12 protein-coding genes and 3 rRNA genes are annotated in these 19,091 nt (G+C 68.0%); 4 read left to right on the top strand and 11 right to left on the bottom strand.

Going from position 1 to position 19,091, the window contains the following annotated elements; all coding sequences use genetic code 11:
- Positions 1–2: 2 nt before the first annotated feature.
- Entirely contained in the window at positions 3–1,181 is a 1,179-nt protein-coding gene (locus ACZ5UI_RS05905) for an MFS transporter (RefSeq protein WP_464195197.1), read from the top strand.
- Here ACZ5UI_RS05905 and ACZ5UI_RS05900 read toward each other — a convergent pair.
- Positions 1,178–1,510: a hypothetical protein gene (locus ACZ5UI_RS05900; protein ID WP_464195195.1), complete on the bottom strand. Its 333-nt coding sequence runs from the start codon at positions 1,508–1,510 to the stop codon at positions 1,178–1,180. The genes ACZ5UI_RS05905 and ACZ5UI_RS05900 overlap by 4 nt on opposite strands.
- Before the next feature lie 44 nt (positions 1,511–1,554).
- Between ACZ5UI_RS05900 and ACZ5UI_RS05895 the strand changes: the two genes are divergently transcribed.
- Positions 1,555–2,652 carry an isocitrate/isopropylmalate family dehydrogenase gene (locus ACZ5UI_RS05895; RefSeq protein WP_464195193.1) on the top strand — a complete coding sequence of 366 codons (1,098 nt, stop codon included), beginning with the start codon at positions 1,555–1,557 and terminating at the stop codon, positions 2,650–2,652.
- On the opposite strand, the gene ACZ5UI_RS05890 is transcribed toward ACZ5UI_RS05895, so the two are convergent.
- Positions 2,606–3,598 (bottom strand): DUF389 domain-containing protein, encoded by a 993-nt coding sequence (locus tag ACZ5UI_RS05890; protein ID WP_464195191.1) that lies wholly within the window; start codon positions 3,596–3,598, stop codon positions 2,606–2,608. The two genes, ACZ5UI_RS05895 and ACZ5UI_RS05890, sit on opposite strands and share 47 nt — an antisense overlap.
- Positions 3,599–4,199: 601 nt before the next feature.
- Here ACZ5UI_RS05890 and ACZ5UI_RS05885 point away from each other — a divergent pair.
- The gene (locus ACZ5UI_RS05885) at positions 4,200–4,901 is read left to right on the top strand and encodes a class I SAM-dependent methyltransferase (RefSeq protein ID WP_464195189.1); all 702 of its coding nucleotides are present in this window, start codon (positions 4,200–4,202) and stop codon (positions 4,899–4,901) included.
- A gap of 58 nt (positions 4,902–4,959) precedes the next feature.
- Here the strand turns inward: ACZ5UI_RS05885 and rrf are convergent.
- The 5 genes from rrf to tyrS form a co-directional block, all read right to left on the bottom strand.
- Positions 4,960–5,076, bottom strand: a 5S ribosomal RNA gene (rrf, locus tag ACZ5UI_RS05880).
- An 82-nt stretch (positions 5,077–5,158) separates the two neighbouring features.
- Positions 5,159–8,151 (bottom strand): 23S ribosomal RNA (locus ACZ5UI_RS05875).
- A 317-nt stretch (positions 8,152–8,468) separates the two neighbouring features.
- Positions 8,469–10,001 (bottom strand): 16S ribosomal RNA (locus tag ACZ5UI_RS05870).
- Together the 16S, 23S and 5S rRNA genes form the textbook arrangement of a ribosomal RNA operon.
- 433 nt (positions 10,002–10,434) lie before the next feature.
- Complete coding sequence (locus ACZ5UI_RS05865) at positions 10,435–10,863, bottom strand: secondary thiamine-phosphate synthase enzyme YjbQ (RefSeq protein ID WP_464195187.1); 429 nt, start codon at positions 10,861–10,863, stop codon at positions 10,435–10,437.
- Complete coding sequence (gene tyrS, locus ACZ5UI_RS05860; RefSeq protein ID WP_464195185.1) at positions 10,864–12,015, bottom strand: tyrosine--tRNA ligase; 1,152 nt, start codon at positions 12,013–12,015, stop codon at positions 10,864–10,866.
- Positions 12,016–12,118: 103 nt separating this feature from the next.
- Here tyrS and ACZ5UI_RS05855 point away from each other — a divergent pair, with 103 nt between their 5' ends.
- Entirely contained in the window at positions 12,119–14,440 is a 2,322-nt protein-coding gene (locus tag ACZ5UI_RS05855) for a transglycosylase domain-containing protein (protein WP_464195183.1), read from the top strand.
- Here the strand turns inward: ACZ5UI_RS05855 and ACZ5UI_RS05850 are convergent.
- The 4 genes from ACZ5UI_RS05850 to cimA are packed head-to-tail and all read right to left on the bottom strand — an operon-like array spanning position 14,437 to position 19,005.
- Positions 14,437–15,033 (bottom strand): DNA-3-methyladenine glycosylase, encoded by a 597-nt coding sequence (locus ACZ5UI_RS05850; RefSeq protein ID WP_464195181.1) that lies wholly within the window; start codon positions 15,031–15,033, stop codon positions 14,437–14,439. The genes ACZ5UI_RS05855 and ACZ5UI_RS05850 overlap by 4 nt on opposite strands.
- Positions 15,030–16,382: an argininosuccinate lyase gene (gene argH / locus ACZ5UI_RS05845; RefSeq protein ID WP_464195179.1), complete on the bottom strand. Its 1,353-nt coding sequence runs from the start codon at positions 16,380–16,382 to the stop codon at positions 15,030–15,032. The genes ACZ5UI_RS05850 and argH overlap by 4 nt, the downstream gene beginning before the upstream one ends.
- Positions 16,379–17,482 carry a DegT/DnrJ/EryC1/StrS family aminotransferase gene (locus tag ACZ5UI_RS05840; RefSeq protein WP_464195177.1) on the bottom strand — a complete coding sequence of 368 codons (1,104 nt, stop codon included), beginning with the start codon at positions 17,480–17,482 and terminating at the stop codon, positions 16,379–16,381. The genes argH and ACZ5UI_RS05840 overlap by 4 nt, the downstream gene beginning before the upstream one ends.
- Positions 17,479–19,005: a citramalate synthase gene (gene cimA / locus ACZ5UI_RS05835; RefSeq protein ID WP_464197764.1), complete on the bottom strand. Its 1,527-nt coding sequence runs from the start codon at positions 19,003–19,005 to the stop codon at positions 17,479–17,481. Before cimA ends, ACZ5UI_RS05840 begins: the two co-directional genes overlap by 4 nt.
- Between the last annotated feature and the right edge of the window lie 86 nt (positions 19,006–19,091).

The following is a 19,091-nucleotide window of genomic DNA, read 5'->3' as shown; positions in this document are numbered from 1 at the left end:
TCGTGTACGGACAGGTCCTGCGTGCACCACACGTGCGCGCGCTGGTGGTGTTCTCGGTCATCGCGCGGGTCCCCATCGGGATCACCGCGATCGCGCTCGTGCTGTTCGTGCAACGCCAGACCGACTCGTTCGCCTGGGCCGGACTGGTCACGGCGACGTTCGCGTTCAGCAGCGCCGGGCTGGGCATCGCCATGAGCCGGCTGATCGACCGCCACGGTCAGACGTTCGTGCTGCTCGGCGGGATGGTCGTCTACTGCCTGGCCATCGGCGCGCTGGTCGCGATCGGGCTCAACGGCGCCCCGGTCGTGGCGCTGGTGATCTGCGCGGCGGCGGCCGGCGCCCAGCCACCGGTGTCGACCTCGCTGCGGCCGCTGTGGCCCGGCCTGCTGGCCGCCCAGCCCCGCCTGGTGCCCACGGCGTACGCGCTGGATGCCCTGCTGGTCGAGATCGTCTTCGTCGCCGGTCCGCTGCTCACCGGCGTGCTCGTGGCGCTGTTCAGCCCGCAGATCGCCCTGCTGGCCGCGCTGGGGTTCATCACCGTGGGCACGATCGGGTTCGTCAGCACCGAGCCGTCCCGGCGCTGGCGCGGCGACCCGCGCGAGACCGCCGGGCTGATCGGCGCGTTGCGCTCGCGCGGCCTGCGCACGCTGACCGCCGGCGGGCTTGGGGTCGGCGCCTGCTTCGGCGCGCTGGAGGTGGCCTTCGCGGCCTACGGGTCCAGCCGCGACATGACCGCGCTGGCCGGCGGGCTGATCGCGCTCCAGGCGCTCGGCTCGACGCTCGGCGGCCTGTGGTACGGGGCCAACGCGGCGCGCATCGGCCCGATCCAGATCGCCTACGTGTGGCTGATCTGCGCCATCCCGCCGCTGGTCGCGCTGATCGCGGCCGCGCCGACGCTCGGCGTGGTGATCGTCATGGCCGTCCTCAGCGGAGCGGCGATCGCGCCGCTGACCACCGCGCAGAACCTGCTGGCCGGAAGCCTGGCCCCGCGTGGGCGGGTGACCGAGTCGTTCACCTGGCTGGTGACCGCGCTGGTCGCGGGAATCGCCATCGGCAACGCCGCCGCCGGAGCGCTGGTGGACATCGCCACGTGGCGCGTGGCCGTGCTGGCCGCCGCCGGGGCGGCGGGCGCCTCGGCGATCGCCACCGTCGCGCGCCGGCGGACGCTCGTCCCCGCCTAGGCGCCTGCGCGGAAGCGGCCGCCGCGCTTGGCCCAGTCGGTCAGGTGATCGACGTCGCAGAAGCCGTCGCCGATGCGGTGCGCGCCGCGGTGGCGGACCAGCAGGACGGCGTCGCCCTCGAGGTCGGCGCCGCAGTGCGCGCACACGCCGAGCCCCAGATCGGACTCGCCGTCGTCGTCCTCGCCACCGGTGTCGAAGGAGCCGCCCGCCATCGCCCACGGCACCACGTGCTCCAGGCGACAGAACACCGCGTGCCCGCCCGCGCGATGCAGGCGAAAGCCGTCGTCCTCGCCGACCAGCACGCCACACCAGGTGCAGGGCTCGCTCACGCAGCCGAAGATACCTGGCGGCACACTTCTAGACTGCCCTTGCGATGCTGACGATCACCGTCCTCGAAGGCGACGAGACCGGCCAGGAGCTGCTGGAGCAGGCGCTGCGCCTGCTCGATCCCGCGCTCCTCGGCGTCGAGCTGCAGCTCGAGCGCTTCGACCTCTCCCTCGCGCGCCGGCGCGAGACCGACAACGGCGTGGTGCACGAGGCGGCCGAGGCGATGCGCGCCTCGGGCTTCGGCATCAAGGCCGCGACCGTCACGCCGGAGGGCAAGGACGACGTCGGGTCCCCCAACCGGATCCTGCGTGAGGGCATCGACGGCAAGGTCATCATCCGCACCGGGCGCCGCATCCCGGGCGTGATGCCGTTCGGCTCGATCTACCACCCGATCTCGATCGTGCGCATGGCCGTCGGCGACGCCTACGGCGCCAAGCAGTGGCGCGAGGGCGTGGAAGGCGCAGACGACGAGGTCGCGCTGCGCACCGAGCGCATCACGCGGTCGGTCTGCTCGGCGGTGTCCGAGTACGCGTTCCGCACGGCAGCGCAGATGGGCGGCAAGGTCTACGGCGGCCCCAAGTGGACGGTCTCCCCCGTCTACGAGGGCATGCTCAAGGAGGAGATGGACGCCGCCGCGGCGCGCCATCCCGACGTCACCTATGACCCCGTGCTGATCGACGCGACCTACGCGGGCCTGATCACCGGCGCGGGCGAGCAGCCGCTGGTGATTCCCGCCCTGAACCGCGACGGCGACTGCCTGTCGGACCTGGTGATGCCGATGTTCGGGTCGATCGCGGGCTCGGAGTCGGTGCTGCTCTCCTTCGACGCCGACCTGCAGACGCACGTGGCGATGGCCGAGGCCCCGCACGGGACCGCCCCGGCCCTGCTGGGCAAGGACGTGGCCAACCCGATGGCGATGATCCTGGCCTGCGGCGCGGTGCTCGGCTACGCGGGCCGCGTCGGGCATGCGGGGGCCGAGACGGCGTCGCGGGCGATCTACGAGGCGATGCTCGAGGCGGTCGGCGCGGGCGTGCGCACGCCGGACCTGGGCGGGCACTCGACCACGTCGGAGATGACCCAGGAGGTCGTCGACCGCGTCAAGACGAAGCTCGAGGTGTGGTCGTCGTTGGGCTCGAGCCGCTAGCGGCCTCGCGGGCCGCGAGATGCGCGCGCCGCTTGCGCGCGTAGCCGATCCGCTGGATCACCAGCGTGAGCGAGCCGGCCAGGATGATCGTGGCGATGTTGGCCACCAGCTGCAGGGTGCTCCCGCCCATCGAGTGCCAGTCCGAGGCCGCGGCCGACAGGCCGATGTCCGAGGCGGCGGGGATCGTGGTCACCGAGATCAGCACGCCGATCAGCGCGCCGGACTTCGCGGTGGTCAGCGACAGCGTGCCGGCCGCGCCGGCGCAGAACGCGACGATGAAGGTGTAGGCGTCAGGGCTGGCGATCAGGTCGGCCAGCCCGCCGGCGTCGGGCCGGAAGTCGCTGGAGGCGGTGCCGGTCGCGAACAGCAGCTCCGACAGCAGCCAGGCCATCAGCGCCGCGGCCGCGAAGCCGACGACGATGGCCAGCAGCGAACGCGCGGCCAGATGGCGCCGGCCGGTGACCAGGCCCACGCAGACGCCGGCCAGCGGACCGAAGTCGGGGCTGACCACCATCGCGCCCACGATCAGGATCGGGTTGTTGGTCAGCAGGCCCGACACGCCGATGCACGCGGCCAGCAGCATGAACACGAGGTACGTCCACGACAGCGCGGCCTCCTCGGACGTGCGCGTCTGCACCTCCTCCCACACGACCGCGTCGGCCTCGTCGCCCTCGGCGTTGGCGATCGCCCGCCGGGCGTGCGGGCCGAGCGCGGTGTCGATGCGGGTGAGCGTGACCGACCCGTCCTCGACGACGCCCATGTGCCGCAGGTCGGAGACGATCACCGAGGCGTCCTCGCGCGCGACGTCGGCCATCACCACGTCCCCATCCGGTTGGCGGGACGCGTCGGGCATGCGCACGATGTTGCACGTCGCGTCGTCGTCGCTGAGCAGGTTGACGACCGCATCCGTGCGGTCTGGCGGGGTGACGACGCGCAGATGGATCACGGTCGCTGGACCGTACTCGGCTGGCTGGCGCGGCGGCGATTCGCCGTGTTTGCGGCCGCTTTCCGCCGGCGGGTGCAAGATCCCTTGCAGAACACCTGTTCCGTCCGATCGCCCACCTAGTCTCACGAACACATGTTCCCCTCAACGAACACCCCGCACGTCGCGGAGCCGGTGTGGCCGGAGGCCCGTCGCTGGGAGGCTTCGGATCGGCCCGCCGTCCCCCCGGCTCCCGCTCGTGCGGACTCGCCGGCTGCCGCGCCTGGATGGCGTGGGGCGGTCGGCCGAGCGTTCGGCCTCGCCCGTGCCTTCCTGACGCTCGACGACCCGGCCCTGGAGGCCGACGTGGTCGATCGTCCGCACGCGCCCGTCGACGCGCCGGCGCACCCGCACCGTCAGCCGCTGCGATCGGATCTCCGTTCGCGCCGGCCCGGTGCGGCCGCGCCGCGACCCCAGCACTGCCTCACCCCGGTCGCGCGCCGGCCCAGCCGCATCGTCGGCTGGACCCTGCGCTGAGCAGGCCGCGCGCCCGCCGCTCGCGCCGTCACGGCGAGCGGCGAGCAGGCGGCCTGTCTGCGGATCGGTGGTAGAACTTCCCCTGACCATGGCAACGCGCCACGTCTGGGGCACCGACGCAGAGGACTGGATCCGTTGGGCGCGGACGCCCGACGTCGACCACCTGTTCTGGCGCTTCAGCCTGCCGTCCCTGCTGCGCCTCGTCCCGCCTCCTGGGCGCCAAAGCGTCGAGGTCGGCTGTGGCGAGGGCCGCGTGTGCCGCGAGCTGCGCGCGCTGGGGCATCGCGTGGTCGGCGTGGAGGCCGACCCTCTACTGGCCCACGCCGCCCGACTGGCTGATCCGATGATCGACGTCGTCGAGGCGCCCATGACGGCGCTGCCGATGCCGGATGGCCACGCCGACCTCGTCGTCTCGTCGATGTCGCTGATGAACGTCGAGGACCTGCCGGCGGCGGTCCGGGAGATCGGGCGGATCCTCGAGCCCGGCGGCGCCTTGGTCTTCTCGATGGTGCACCCGATGAGCAGCGCGCCTGACACCACCGCACAGGGCTCCTACTTCACCGAGCGCGAGTTCACGACACACCTGGCCCGCGGCGGGCTATCGATCACCTTCCACGACGTCCATCGCTCGCTGGATGCGATCAGCCGAGCGCTGGAGCACGGTGGGTTGACCACCGAGCTCCTGCGCGAGCCGGTCCCGACCGACGACCACGTCGCGGCGTACCCCGACCTGGCCCGCTGGCGACGAGAGCCCTGCTTCCTGCTCGGGCGCGCTCGGCGCGTGGGCTGAAGGACCGACCGCCCCACAACGACGAAGAGCCGCCCATGGGGCGGCTCTTCTGAAACTAAACCGGCGGCGTCCTACTCTCCCGGTCCCTTGCGGGACAAGTACCATCGGCGCTGAGGGGCTTAACTGCTCTGTTCGGAAAGGGAAGAGGTGTTTCCCCCTCGCCATAGCCACCGGAAACTCACGAGAGCCTCCGGCGGTCCTTCAAAACTGCACAGATCACCACATCTGGGTACCACGATACGACCAGTAAATAAATATCCGTCAAGCCCTCGTCCCATTAGTACCGGTCTCCTTCGCGCCTTACGGCACTTCCAGATCCGGCCTATCAACCTGGTGGTCTACCAGGGGACTTACCCTCTCTAAGAGGTGGGAGAATTCATCTTCAGGCCGGCTTCCCGCTTAGATGCTTTCAGCGGTTATCCGATCCGCACGTAGCTAACCTGCGATGCCCTTGGCAGGACAACAGATACACCAGAGGTGCGTTCATCCCGGTCCTCTCGTACTAGGGACGAATCCTGTCAATTCTCCAACGCCCACGGCAGATAGGGACCGAACTGTCTCACGACGTTCTGAACCCAGCTCGCGTACCGCTTTAATGGGCGAACAGCCCAACCCTTGGGACCTACTTCAGCCCCAGGATGCGACGAGCCGACATCGAGGTGCCAAACCGGGCCGTCGATGTGGACTCTTGGGCCCGATAAGCCTGTTATCCCCGGAGTACCTTTTATCCGTTGAGCGACGGCACTTCCACTTGCTACCGCCGGATCACTAAGACCTGCTTTCGCACCTGCTCGACCTGTCAGTCTCGCAGTCAAGCTCCCTTGCTGCCTTTGCACTCTACGCACGATTTCCAACCGTGCTGAGGGAACCTTTGTGCGCCTCCGTTACATTTTGGGAGGCGACCGCCCCAGTCAAACTACCCGCCTGGCACTGTTCACCGCCCCGATAAGGGCGCGGTGTTAGAAGTCCAATACACCAAGGGTGGTATCTCAAAGTTGGCTCCACACCAACCGCAGTCAGTGCTTCAAAGCCTCCCACCTATTCTGAGCGAAATGCATCGAACCCCAATACCAAGTTGTAGTAAAGGTTCACGGGGTCTTTCCGTCTAGCCGCGGGTACTCGGCATCTTCACCGAGACTGCAATTTCACCGAGCCCCTCGTTGAGACAGCGTTCAAGTCGTTACTCCATTCGTGCAGGTCGGAACTTACCCGACAAGGAATTTCGCTACCTTAGGACCGTTATAGTTACGGCCGCCGTTTACCGGGGCTTAGCTTCGGTGCTTCGGCATGCGCCTAACACCTCCACGTAACCTTCCGGCACCGGGCAGGAGTCAGCCCCTATACGTCGTCTTACGACTTAGCAGAGACCTGTGTTTTTGGTAAACAGTCGCTTGAACCTATTCACTGCGGCCCCCTCGGGCTCAGCACGCGAAGTGCGTCACCTTACCGGGGCGCCCCTTATCCCGAAGTTACGGGGCAATTTTGCCGAGTTCCTTAACGAGGGTTATCTCGATCACCTTAGTATTCTCTACTTGCCCACCTGTGTCGGTTTTGGTACGGGCGCGCTGTGTTCTCCCTTAGAGGCTTTTCTAGGGGGCATGGCGTTGGGAACTCGCCGGCTTATAGCCAGCTGACATCACGTCTCAGGTTATGCGGTCCCGGATTTGCCTAGGACCACCCCTACACGCTTGTTGCGGAACAACCATTGTCCGCTAACCCTAGCCTTCCCCGTCCCCTCATCGGTCAGACGAACACGACGCGGTACAGGAATATCAACCTGTTGGCCATCGACTACGCCTTTCGGCCTCGCCTTAGGACCCGACTAACCCTGAGCAGACGAACTTTACTCAGGAACCCTTGGGCAATCGGTGGAGGAGATTCTCACTCCTCTTTCGTTACTCATGCCGGCATTCTCACTTCCGAATCCTCCACGGCTGGCTTACGCCGCCGCTTCACTGGAGACGGAACGCTCTCCTACCGCGCGATCCGAAGATCGCACCCGCAGCTTCGGTGACTAGCTTGAGCCCCGTTACATTATCCGCGCCCGGACACTTGACCAGTGAGCTGTTACGCACTCTTTCAAGGATGGCTGCCTCTAAGCCAACCTCCTGGTTGTCTGTGCACCCGGACATCGTTTCCCACTTAGCTAGTACTTAGGGACCTTAGCTGGCGGTCTGGGCTGTTTCCCTTTTGACGCTGAAGTTTATCCCCCAGCAACTGACTCCCAGGGTAAACGTAATGGTCTTCGGAGTTTGCCTGAAGTTGGTAACCTGGTAGGGCCCCGCGTCCAAACAGTAGCTCTACGGCCAATACGCAATTTACCTGAGGCTATACCTAAATATATTTCGGAGAGAACCAGATATCACTGAGCTTGATTAGCCTTTCACTCCGACCCACAGGTCATCCGCCCAGTTTTCAACCTAGGTCGGTTCGGTCCTCCACGAGGTCTTACCCCCGCTTCAACCTGCCCATGGGTAGCTCGCTCAGTTTCGGGTCTACCGCCTACGACTCAAATCGCCCTATTAGGACTCGCTTTCGCTACGGCTCCGCTCATCGCTTAACCTTGCCGCAGACGAGTAACTCGCCGGCTCGTTATGCAAAAAGCACGCGGTCACAGAACAAGTCTGCTCCCACCGCTTGTAGGCACGCGGTTTCAGGTACTATTTCACTCCCCTTCCGGGGTACTTTTCACCTTTCCCTCACGGTACTTGTCCGCTATCGGTCACCAAGGAGTACTTAGCCTTGGAGGGTGGTCCCCCCAGGTTCAGACCGCGTTTCACGGGTGCGGTCCTACTCAGGAACGTCTGACAGGAGGCTGTGTAGTTTCGTCTACGGGACGGTTGCCCTCTATGGTTCGCGGTTCCACGCGATTCGACTACCACACAACTTTGTAACTCCTGCTGGGCCAGCCATAGCCCAGAACAAACGCCCTACAACCCCTCTTACGCAACGCATGGCCGCTTACACGTATGAGGTTTGGGCTGGATCCCTTTTCGCTCGCCACTACTCAGGGAGTCTCTGTTGATTTCCTTTCCTCGGGGTACTGAGATGTTTCACTTCCCCCGCTTGTCTCTATCTGGCCTATGTGTTCAGCCAGAAGTAACACCCTTTAGAGGTGCTGGGTTTACCCATTCGGGAATCCCCGGGTCAAAGGCCGTTCAACGCCTAACCGGGGCTTATCGCAGTCGTCCACGCCCTTCATCGACTCTTGGTGCCTAGGCATCCACCGTGTGCCCTTACTATCTTGACGGTGATCGTCATATGGACCGGACCCCAATTGCAAGGGGCGATCGGTCCTGGTGATACCCACTTGCGCCCACGCGTTGGAGTGTGGACGCAAGGAACCATCGCGGGCTTATCGATCCGCGATGGTGATGTGGCTACTGTGCAGTTTTCAAGGACCGCCAAGAGGGCGCGGGTGGGTCTCACCTCGCGGTCTCTCAAAACTCAACAGCATGCGTCTGCGCTAAAGCCCGACGGTATGTCGGTGCTCGCACAGTCAAGCTCGGTCGACGTTTCTAGCAGCACAGACCTAGTCTGTGCCGGCTCCAGAATGGAGCTCCCTAGAAAGGAGGTGATCCAGCCGCACCTTCCGGTACGGCTACCTTGTTACGACTTCACCCCAGTCACGAGCCCCACCTTCGACGGCTCCCCCCCTTGCGGGTTAGGCCACCGGCTTCGGGTGTTGCTCACTCCCGTGGTGTGACGGGCGGTGTGTACAAGGCCCGGGAACGTATTCACCGCGGCAATGCTGATCCGCGATTACTAGCAACTCCGCCTTCAAGCAGGCGAGTTTCAGCCTGCTATCCGAACCGAGACGCGCTTTAAGGGATTCGCTCCACCTCGCGGTATCGCAACCCTCTGTACGCGCCAATGTAGCACGTGTGTAGCCCCGGACATAAGGGGCATGATGACTTGACGTCATCCCCACCTTCCTCCGGTTTGTCACCGGCAGTCTCGTATGAGTCCCCAACTAAATGCTGGCAACATACGACGGGGGTTGCGCTCGTTGCGGGACTTAACCCAACATCTCACGACACGAGCTGACGACAGCCATGCACCACCTGTGATCCTGCCCCGAAGGGAAGACCTGTTTCCAGGCCGGTCAGGAACATGTCAAGCCCGGGTAAGGTTCTTGGCGTTGCGTCCAATTAAACCACATGCTCCGCTGCTTGTGCGGGCCCCCGTCAATTCCTTTGAGTTTTAGCCTTGCGGCCGTACTCCCCAGGCGGGGCACTTAATGCGTTAGCTTCGGCACAGGGGGAGTCGACACCCCCTACACCTAGTGCCCATCGTTTACGGCGTGGACTACCAGGGTATCTAATCCTGTTTGCTCCCCACGCTTTCGCGTCTCAGCGTCAGTCACGTCCCAGCGAGCTGCCTTCGCCATTGGTGTTCCTCCTGATATCTGCGCATTTCACCGCTACACCAGGAATTCCACTCGCCTCTTCCGGACTCGAGCTCGACAGTATCCATCCGCATCCCAGGGTTGAGCCCTGGACTTTCAGAACGGACTTATCGAGCCGCCTACACGCGCTTTACGCCCAATGATTCCGGACAACGCTTGCCCCCTACGTATTACCGCGGCTGCTGGCACGTAGTTAGCCGGGGCTTCTTGTGAAGGTACCGTCACTCCATACGGCTATTCACCGCAGAAGCTTCGTCCCAACTGAAAGAGGTTTACAACCCGAAGGCCTTCTTCCCCCACGCGGCGTTGCTGCGTCACGCTTTCGCGCATTGCGCAAGATTCCCCACTGCTGCCTCCCGTAGGAGTCTGGGCCGTGTCTCAGTCCCAGTGTGGCTGATCGTCCTCTCAGACCAGCTACGCATCGTCGCCTTGGTAAGCCGTTACCTCACCAACAAGCTAATGCGCCGCGGGCCCATCTCGATGCGGAAGCCGAAGCTACCTTTCCACCAAAGTGCACATCCGGTATTAGCCCGAGTTTCCTCGGGTTGTCCCGGTCATCGAGGTAGGTGACCCACGTGTTACTCACCCGTTCGCGGCTCTGCCCCAGAGCAAGCTCTGGTTCGTCGCTCCACTTGCATGTGTTAAGCACGCCGCCAGCGTTCGTCCTGAGCCAGGATCAAACTCTCCGTGAAGAACTACATACGGCTGGCTCCCTGGCGGAAGCCGGCCATCACAGAGGTTGCCATGACTACTTCACGACGAGTCCATACACAGGACCACGTCGATCATGACGGGTTCAAATAAGTTCATCCGGCCGCTGGCGACCGAATGAATCGAGCTTGTACTTCTCAGATCTCGAAAGATCTGGAAGCGCATGCTGTTGAGTTTTCAAAGACCGCCGTGCCTCTCGCGGAGGGGGATGCCCTCCGGCGTGACACGCCCCAAAGCCAGAAGCTTTGGGTCGGACCGGGCAGTATAGCGCAGTGCTCGAGGGCTCGGAAGAGAGCTTGCAGCACCGCGAAGGAACTGCGGTGGAGACACTGTAGCAGAGTCTCGTTCGTCTCACTTCCAAGTCCGTCGCAGCGACCTGCTGCACTGACCCGGCGCGAGACAGTAGCAGGACGGCTACGACAGGACGGTCACGGAGACCGAGCGCTGGCGCGGACGGTCGTCGAAGTCCAGGAGCACGACCTGCTGCCAGGTGCCCAGGCCCAGGCGCCCGTCGATGATCGGGATGGTCTCCGACGGGCCGATCAGCGCCGCGCGCAGATGCGCGTGCGCGTTGGTGTCCCCGTTGCGCACGTTGTGGGCGTAGTCGCCCGCGCCGGGCGCCGCCCGCGGCAGCAGCCGCTCGATCGACGCCTGCATGTCCTGCACCCCGCCGCTCTCGTACTCCATCGTCGTGACGGCCAGCGTCGAGCCGACCCCGAAGACGACGACCGCGCCGAGCTGCACCTGCGCGGCCTGGACGACCGACAGCACACCCTCGGTCAGGTCGACGATCTCCCCGTCCCCGCGGGTGGCCACGCGCAGCAGACCGGCGTGCGCGGCCATCTAGGCCGGCCCGAGCCGGGCGAACCGTCGCTTGCCCGCGCGCAGCACGGCGCCGTCCAACCCGGTGCGCGGGAGGTCCAGCTCGCCGACGACCGCATCGTCGAGGCGCACGCCGCCGGACTGGATCAGCCGCCGCGCCTCCGAACGCGACATCCCGAACGCATCGCCCAGCAGCTGCGGCAGGTGCACGGTCTCGCCGTAGTCGGCCAAGCCGATCGATGGCATCTCGTCGGGCACGCCCCGCTGGACGAACACCCGGTCGAAGGCCGCCTCGGCCGCGATCGCCGCCTCGTCGCCGTGGTAGCGGGCGACGATCGCCCGGGCCAGCGCCCGCTTGGCGTCGCGGGGGCCCAGTTCGGCATCCGGGTCGCGGCCGAGCAGCAGCCGGTACCAGGAGCCCATCGCCTCGTCGGGCAGCGACAGCGTCTTGCCGTACTGCTCCTCAGGCGGCTCGGTCAGGCCGACGAAGTTGTTCAGCGACTTGGACATCTTCTCGCTGCCGTCGGTCCCGACCAGCAGCGGCAGCGTCACGATCGCCTGCTCGGCCATCCCGTAGGCGCGCTGCACGTCGCGGCCGAGCAGCAGGTTGAACTTCTGGTCGGTGCCGCCCAGCTCGACGTCGGCCCGGATCGCCACCGAGTCGTAGCCCTGCAGCAGCGGATACAGCAGCTCGAGCACGGAGATCGGCTCGCGCGCGGACCAGCGCTTGGCGAAGTCGTCGCGTTCCAGCACCTGCGCGACCGTGGCCACGCGCGCGAGGCGGAACAGGTCCTCGGTCGGCATGTCCAGCCACTCGGAGTTGAAGCGGACCTCCAGCAGCTCGGGGTCGTCGCGCAGGATCTTGAAGGCCTGCTCCTGGTAGGTCCGGGCGTTGGCGTCGATCGCCTCGCCGGAGACCACCGGCCGCGTCTTGGACCGCCCGCTGGGATCGCCGACGCGCGCCGTGTAGTCGCCGATGATCAGCACCACCCGGTGGCCGGCGTCCTGGAACTCGCGCAGCTTGCCGAGCACGACGCTGTGCCCCAGATGCAGGTCGGCGCTGGTCGGATCGACCCCGAGCTTGACCCGCAGCGGCCGGCCGAGGGCGAGCTTGCGCTCCAACTCGCCCGCGGGGAGGGCATCGACGACGTTGCGCAGCAGGTCTGGGGCCATCCGGCGCGATGGTAGTCTGACGACCCGCTGTACCGCCCTGCCGCCGGCGGTGCCCAACACCCTTCCACGGCCGTCCGACTACCCTCGCCGTGGGACACGACGCATGAGCGACCCGATCCCCTTTCCGAAGCGACGCAAGCCGCGACTGAAGAAGCTGCGGCTTCTGCTGATCCTCGTGCCGTTGATGGCGCTGGCGATCGTCTCGACGGTCTTCGGGATGATGATGGCGGTCGCCTCCGACCTGCCCGACCTCGAGAACCGCGCCGAGTACAAGCAGTCCAAGAACTCGGTGATCGTCGACGACCAGGGCCGCCGGCTGGGGATCCTGACCTCCAACGAAGGCCGCGTGCTCGTCTCCTTCGAGCAGATCAACCCCTCGATGGTCAACGCGATCATCTCCATCGAGGACGAGCGCTTCTACACGAACCCCGGCGTCGACATCAAGGGCATCGCGCGCGCCTTCGTGGCCGACGTGATCCAGGGCAAGCCCCGCCAGGGCGGCTCGACGATCACCCAGCAGTTCGTCAAGCGGGCGCTCGAGCGCGAGAACAAGCGCACCGTGTTCGAGAAGCTCCGCGAGGCCGCGCTGGCCTACCACCTGACGCGCAAGTGGTCCAAGGAGAAGATCCTCACCGAGTACCTCAACTCGATCTACTTCGGCAACGGCGCCTACGGGATCGAGGCGGCCGCGCGCACGTACTTCAGCGCCGACCATCCCGGCTGCGGCGAGACCCCCGAGCGCCCGTGCGCGAAGGAGCTGCATCCGTGGGAGTCGGCCCTCCTGGCCGGCATCGTGCAGAACCCGACCGGCTACGACCCGGTCGCCCACCCGCAGGCCGCCCGCGAGCGCCGCGACGTGGTGATGGCCAAGATGCGCGACCAGGGCAAGATCACGCCGAGCGAGTACGCGCAGTTCCTCAAGGAGGCGATCCCCGCCGAGAACTCCGTGCACCCGCCCGCGCAGAAGGCGCCGACGCCCGGGACGCCGTACTTCACGACCTGGGTGCGCCAGCAGGTGGTCGACCGCTACGGCCCGGTCAAGGCCTTCCAGGGCGGCCTGACGATCAAGACCACGCTGGACCTCGACATGCAGAAGGCCGCCGAGGCCGCGGTGTCGCAGCGCTTCAGCTACGCCGACGGCCCGACCGCGTCGGTCGTGGTGATCGACAACCGCACCGGCGGCGTCCGGGCGATGGTCGGCGGTCGCGACTACAACACGACGCCCTTCAACCTGGCCACCCAGGGCCAGCGCCAGCCGGGCTCCAGCTTCAAGCCGTTCATCCTGGCCCGCGCGCTGGACGACGGCATCTCGCCCAACTCGACGTGGCCGTCGATGAAGCGCGAGTTCCCCGTGCCGGGCACGAAGGGCAAGGAGGTCTTCGTAGTCAACAACTACGAGGGCTCCTACGCCGGCGTGCGCTCGCTGGCCACGGCGACGACCTACTCCGACAACGCGGTGTTCGCCGCGGTCGGCATCAAGGTCGGCACCAAGCGCGTGGCCAAGCTGGCCAAGAAGATGGGCATCCGCACGCCGGTCTCCCACAACCTGGCCATGACGCTCGGCGGCCTGCGCCAGGGCGTGACCGCGCTGGACATGGCCCACGCCTACCAGACGTTCGCGCGCGGCGGGAAGCTGATCACCGGCACGCTGGGCGCCAGCGACCATGGCCCGGTCGGCATCAGCGAGGTCCGTCGCGGTGACAAGACGGTCGACGAGAACAAGATCGAGGCCAAGCGGATCCTGCCCGACAACGTCTCCGACGAGGTCACGGCGATCCTGCACACGGTCGTGACCAGCGGCACGGGCACGCACGCCCAGCTGAGCAACACCGACGACATCGTGGCGGGCAAGACCGGCACGACGGAGAACTACGGCGACGCCTGGTTCGTGGGCTACACCCCGCGCTACACCACCGCCGTGTGGGTCGGCTACCCGGACCGGCTCAAGCCGATGGAGACCGAGTACAACGGCGGCGAGGTGTCGGGCGGCACCTACCCGGCCGACATCTGGCACGACATCATGACCCAGATCTACGCGATCGACGCCGAGCGCGAGAACGCGCGGCGCCTGCGCGAGGTCGAGAAGCTGCAGGCCGAGGGCAAGGAGATCCCGCCCGAGCTGCAGGAGACCGTCCCGACCACGACCGACCCGTCGTCCGTGCCCGTCACGCCGAGCACGACGACGACCACGCCCGTGTCGCCCGACGTCAACACCGGCCCGGGCACCACGGACGGCACGGGCCAGGACGAGCAGCAGGCCACGGGCGGCGGCGCGGGCGACCAGACCGGCACCGGCGGTGGCGGCGGCACGACCGGCGACACGCCGACGCCGACCCCGGCCACGCCGGTCACCCCGGATCCCGCGGCCGGCGCGACGGGCGGTGCGGCGCCCGAAGCGGGCGGCGCCGCCGCGCCCCCGGGCTAGCCGGACGCCGGCCTCAGTCCCGGCGGCCACGGGCGCGACACGCTGGGCGCGCCCACCGCGCAGAAGCGCCACGGCAGCTCGACCGCCTTGGTGATGCCGATCCGCGGGCCGGTGACCCAGCGCACGTCGCGCCAGGCCGCCGGGCGCGGCTCGATGCGCAGCGGGCCGTCGCTCAGCGACGTGTCGTTGAGCTCCAGGCCGACGCCCAACGCCTGGGACAGCTTGCCGGGCCCGTTGCACAGCTCGACCTCGCGGGCCACGCGGCGGCGGGCGAGCATCTCGCCGATCCCATCCAGCGGCTCCAGCGCCCGGATCAGCACCGCCTCCCCCACGCCGTCGGGTCCGCACACCGCGTTGACCAGCGCGTGGATGCCGTAGGAGCGGTACACGTAGGCGATCCCGGCCGGACCGAAGATCGGGCGGTTGCGCTCGGTCAGGCCGATGTACGAGTGCGAGGCGGGCTCGGACTCGTGGTAGGCCTCGGTCTCGACGATCACGCCGGAGACGTCGCCGTGGCGCAGCACGCAGCCCAGCAGGTCCGGTGCCACCTCGAGCACCGGCCGCGCGTAGAAGGCGCGCGGCAGCGGGGTCACGCCGGCGGCGCGGCCAGCGCTGCTCGCGCGGCGTCCAGCTGATCGCGCACGCGCGCGCTCGCCGTGCCGCCCTCGGAGTCCTTGGACTCCAGCCACGACGACTGCTCCAGCAGCGCCCGCGCCTCGGGGTCCAGGTGCTCGGACTGCACCTCGCGCAGCGGGATCCCCGCATCGACCGCCTCGCGCACCAGCCCGCCGACGATGCCGTGGGCCTCGCGGAAGGGCATGCCGCGCTTGACGTACAGGTCGGCGATGTCGGTGGCGGCGATCAGATCGTCGCTGGCCGCGGCGGCCATCCGCTCGGCGTCGAACACCGCGCCGTCGATCATCCCGCGTGAGGCCTCCAGCGAGAGCGACAGCGTGTCGACGACGTCGAACAGCGCCTCCTTGTCCTCCTGCATGTCCTTGTTGTAGGTCAGCGGCAGCGCGTGCAGCGCGCCGTAGAAGCCGGTCAGCGCGCCGACCGCGCGGGGCGCCTTGGCCCGCAGCAGCTCGGCCGCGTCGGGGTTCTTCTTCTGCGGCATGATCGACGAGCCGCTGGACCACGCGTCGGGCAGGCGCACGAAGCCGAACTCGGCGCTGGACCACAGCACCAGCTCGGCGCCCAGCCGCGACAGGTGGGTCAGGCAGGTCGCCGCCGCGCCCATGTAGTCGATCACGAAGTCGCGGTTGGAGACGGCGTCGATCGAGTTGGGCGCGACGCCCGCGAACCCGAGCTCGCGCGCGACCATCTGGCGGTCGGTGGGGAAGTTCACGCCGGCCAGCGCGCCCGCCCCGAGCGGCAGGTTGGCCACCGAGCGCGTGGCCACGAAGTGGAACCGATCGCGGTCGCGCAGCAGCATCCACACGTAGGCCAGCAGGTGGTGGGCCAGGTAGACCGGCTGGGCGCGCTGCAGGTGCGTGTAGCCGGGCAGCGGCACGTCCAGGTGCTGGGCGGCCCGGTCGACGAACGCCTGCGCGAGCGCGTCGATGGCGGCGATCGCCCGGGTCGCCTCGTCGCGCACGAACAGCGCCATGTCGGTGGCCACCTGGTCGTTGCGCGAGCGCGCGGTGTGCAGCTTGCCGCCCACCGGCCCGATCAGCTCGGTCAGGCGCCGCTCGATGGCCAGGTGGATGTCCTCGTCGTGCTCGCTGAAGGCGAAGGTGCCGCCCGACAGCTCGGCCTCGACGAGCTCCAGGCCGCGCAGGATCTCGTCGCGCTCGGCCTCGGTGAGGATCTGCGACGCGGCCAGCATGCGCACGTGGGCGCGCGAGCCGCGCAGGTCCTGCGGCCACAGCCGCTGGTCGAAGTCGATCGAGAAGTGGATCGCCCGGAAGGCGGGATGTTGGGGCTCGGCGAAACGGCTCACGCGGGTGATTCAAGCACCGCGCGCAGCGCGATCCCGACCTGCTCGACCTGCGACTGCGCGATCTCGGGGAAGAACGGCAGCGCGATCGAGCGCGCGGCGACGTCCTCGCAGACCGGGAACTCGCCCTCGCGATGGCCGTAGGTCTCGCGGTAGTAGCTCATCAGGTGGATCGCCGGCAGGTAGGGCTTGGACTGCACCCCGTGGTCGCGCAGCGCGCGGATGACCGAGTCGCGGTCGCGCCCGCGGGGCACCTGCACGACGAACACGAACCAGCCGCGGCGGTCGCCGCCGGCGTCCTCGCAGGGCAGGTCCAGCCCCTCGATCCCGGCCAGCGCCTCGCGGTACCAGGCCGCCGCGCCCGCCCGCCGCTCCAGCATCCAGTCCAGGCGGTCCAGCTGGGCGATCCCCACGGCGCAGGCGATGTCCGACAGCCGGTAGTTGAAGCCCAGCCGGTCGTGGTCGAGCCAGTCCATGTTCGGCGCGCGGCCCTGGTTGCGCTCGGCGTCGACGCGCTCCTTGACCGCCGCGTCGCCGGTGGTCAGCAGCCCGCCCTCGCCGGTGGTCAGCTGCTTGTTGGCGTAGAAGCCGAACACCGCCGGATGGCCGCGCCCGCCCACCGCGGTGCCGTCGGCGTGCACGCCGCCCAGCGCCTCGCAGGCGTCCTCGACGATCGGCAGGCCCATCGCCTCGAAGGCGGGCAGGTCGGCCGGGTAGCCGAAGATGTGGACCGGCAGCAAGGCCGTCGTGCGCTCGGTGACCGCCGCGGCGGCGGCCGCCGGGTCGAGGTTCAGCGTGCGCGGGTCGATGTCGGCGAACACCGGCCGGGCGCGCTCGTAGGCCATCACGTTGGCCGAGGCCACGAACGAGAAGGGCGACGTGACCACCTCGTCGCCGTCGCTGACGCCCACGGCGCGCAGGGCCAGGTGCAGGCCGGTGGTGCCCGACGACACGGCGCTGGCGTGCGCGACGCCCAGCCGCTGCGCGAAGCGCCGCTCGAACTCCGGCACGCGCGGCCCCAGCGACAGCTGGCCCGAGCGCAGCACCTCGAGGACCGCCGCCTCCTCCTCCGGCCCGAGGACCGGCTTGGCCAGCGGGATCACTTCGGGGCGGGCACCGGGGTCGGCTGCATCGCGCGCTCCAGCGAGTCGACCAGCGCCTGCCAGGAGGCCGCGATGATGTTCTCGTTGAGGCCGATCGAGCCCCACACGTCGCCGGCGCCGTCGGAGGTGTCCAGCAGCACGCGGGTGACGGCGTTGGAGCCCTTCGTCTCGTCCAGGATGCGGACCTTGAAGTTGACCAGCTCCAGATCGGCCAGGTGCGGGTGGATCTCGGTCAGCGCGTCGCGCAGCGCGCGGTCCAGCGCGTTGACCGGGCCGTTGCCCTCGGCCGTGCGCACGTAGCGCTCGCCGTTGACGAAGATCTTGATCGTCGCCTCGGTGTCGACCTTGCCGTCGGCGCGCTGCTCGACGATGCAGCGCCACGACTCCAGGCGGAACAGCGGCTCGTAGGCGCCCGCCTCCTTGCGCAGCAGCAGCTCGAAGCTGCCGTCGGCGGTCTCGAAGGAGTAGCCCTGGTGCTCGAGCTCCTTGACGCGCTCGATCACGTGGGCGGCGTCGACCTCCAGGCCCAGGTCGCGCGCCTTCTCGCTGACCGTCGCGCGGCCGGCCAGCTCGGAGACCAGCAGGTCGCGGTGGTTGCCCACCAGCGCCGGGTCGATCTGCTCGAAGGTCGAGGCGTCGGTGCGCACGCCCGCGGCGTGCAGGCCCGCCTTGTGGGCGAACGCGTGCTTGCCCACGTAGGGCTGGAAGGGGTCGGGCGCGCGGTTGAGCAGCTCGTCGACGAAGTGGCCGGTCTCGGTCAGCCGGGCCAGCTGCTCGTCGGTGACCACGCGGTGGCCGAGCTTGAGCTGCAGGTTGGCGATGATCGACAGCAGGTTGGCGTTGCCGGTGCGCTCGCCGATCCCGTTGACCGTGCCCTGCACCTGCGTGGCGCCCGCGGCCACGCCGGCCAGCGAGTTCGCCACGGCGCAGTCGGTGTCGTTGTGGCAGTGGATGCCCAGCGCGACGCCGGGCAGCGCGGCCGCCACGGCGCCGGTGGCCGTGGCGATCCGGTGGGGCAGCGAGCCGCCGTTGGTGTCGCACAGCACGACGCGCTCGGCCCCGGCCTCGGCGGCCGCGCGCACGCAGGCGATCGCGTAGTCCGGGTCGGCGGCCCAGCCGTCGAAGAAGTGCTCGGCGTCGAGGATCGCCCGCTTGCCCTGGCCGACCAGGAAGGCGATCGACTCGGCGATCATCGCCAGGTTCTCCTCGCGCGAGACGCGTACGACCTTCTCGACGTGCACGACCGAGCTCTTGCCCACCAGCGTGCACACCGGGGCGAACGACTCGGCCACGACGCGCAGGCCCTCGTCGTTGTCGGCGCTGACCTCGCGCCGGCGGGTCATGCCGAAGGCGACGATCTCCGCGTGCGCCAGGCGCTCGTGCGAGAGCAGCGCGAAGAGCTCCTGCTCCTTGGGGTTGGAGGCCGGGAACCCGGCCTCGATCAGGTCGACGCCGAGCGCGTCGAGCTGGTGCACGACGCGCACCTTCTCGTCGGCGGTGAGGCTGAGGCCCCCGCCACCCATCCCGTCGCGGAGGGTGGCGTCATAGAGCTGGATCTGGGTCATGGCAAGGAGTCCTGGATTCGGTGATCGGCTGGGCGTTGAGGCGT

It is taken from the genome of Conexibacter sp. JCM 18997, assembly GCF_055391915.1.
This window is presented reverse-complemented; position numbering and strand designations above follow the sequence as displayed.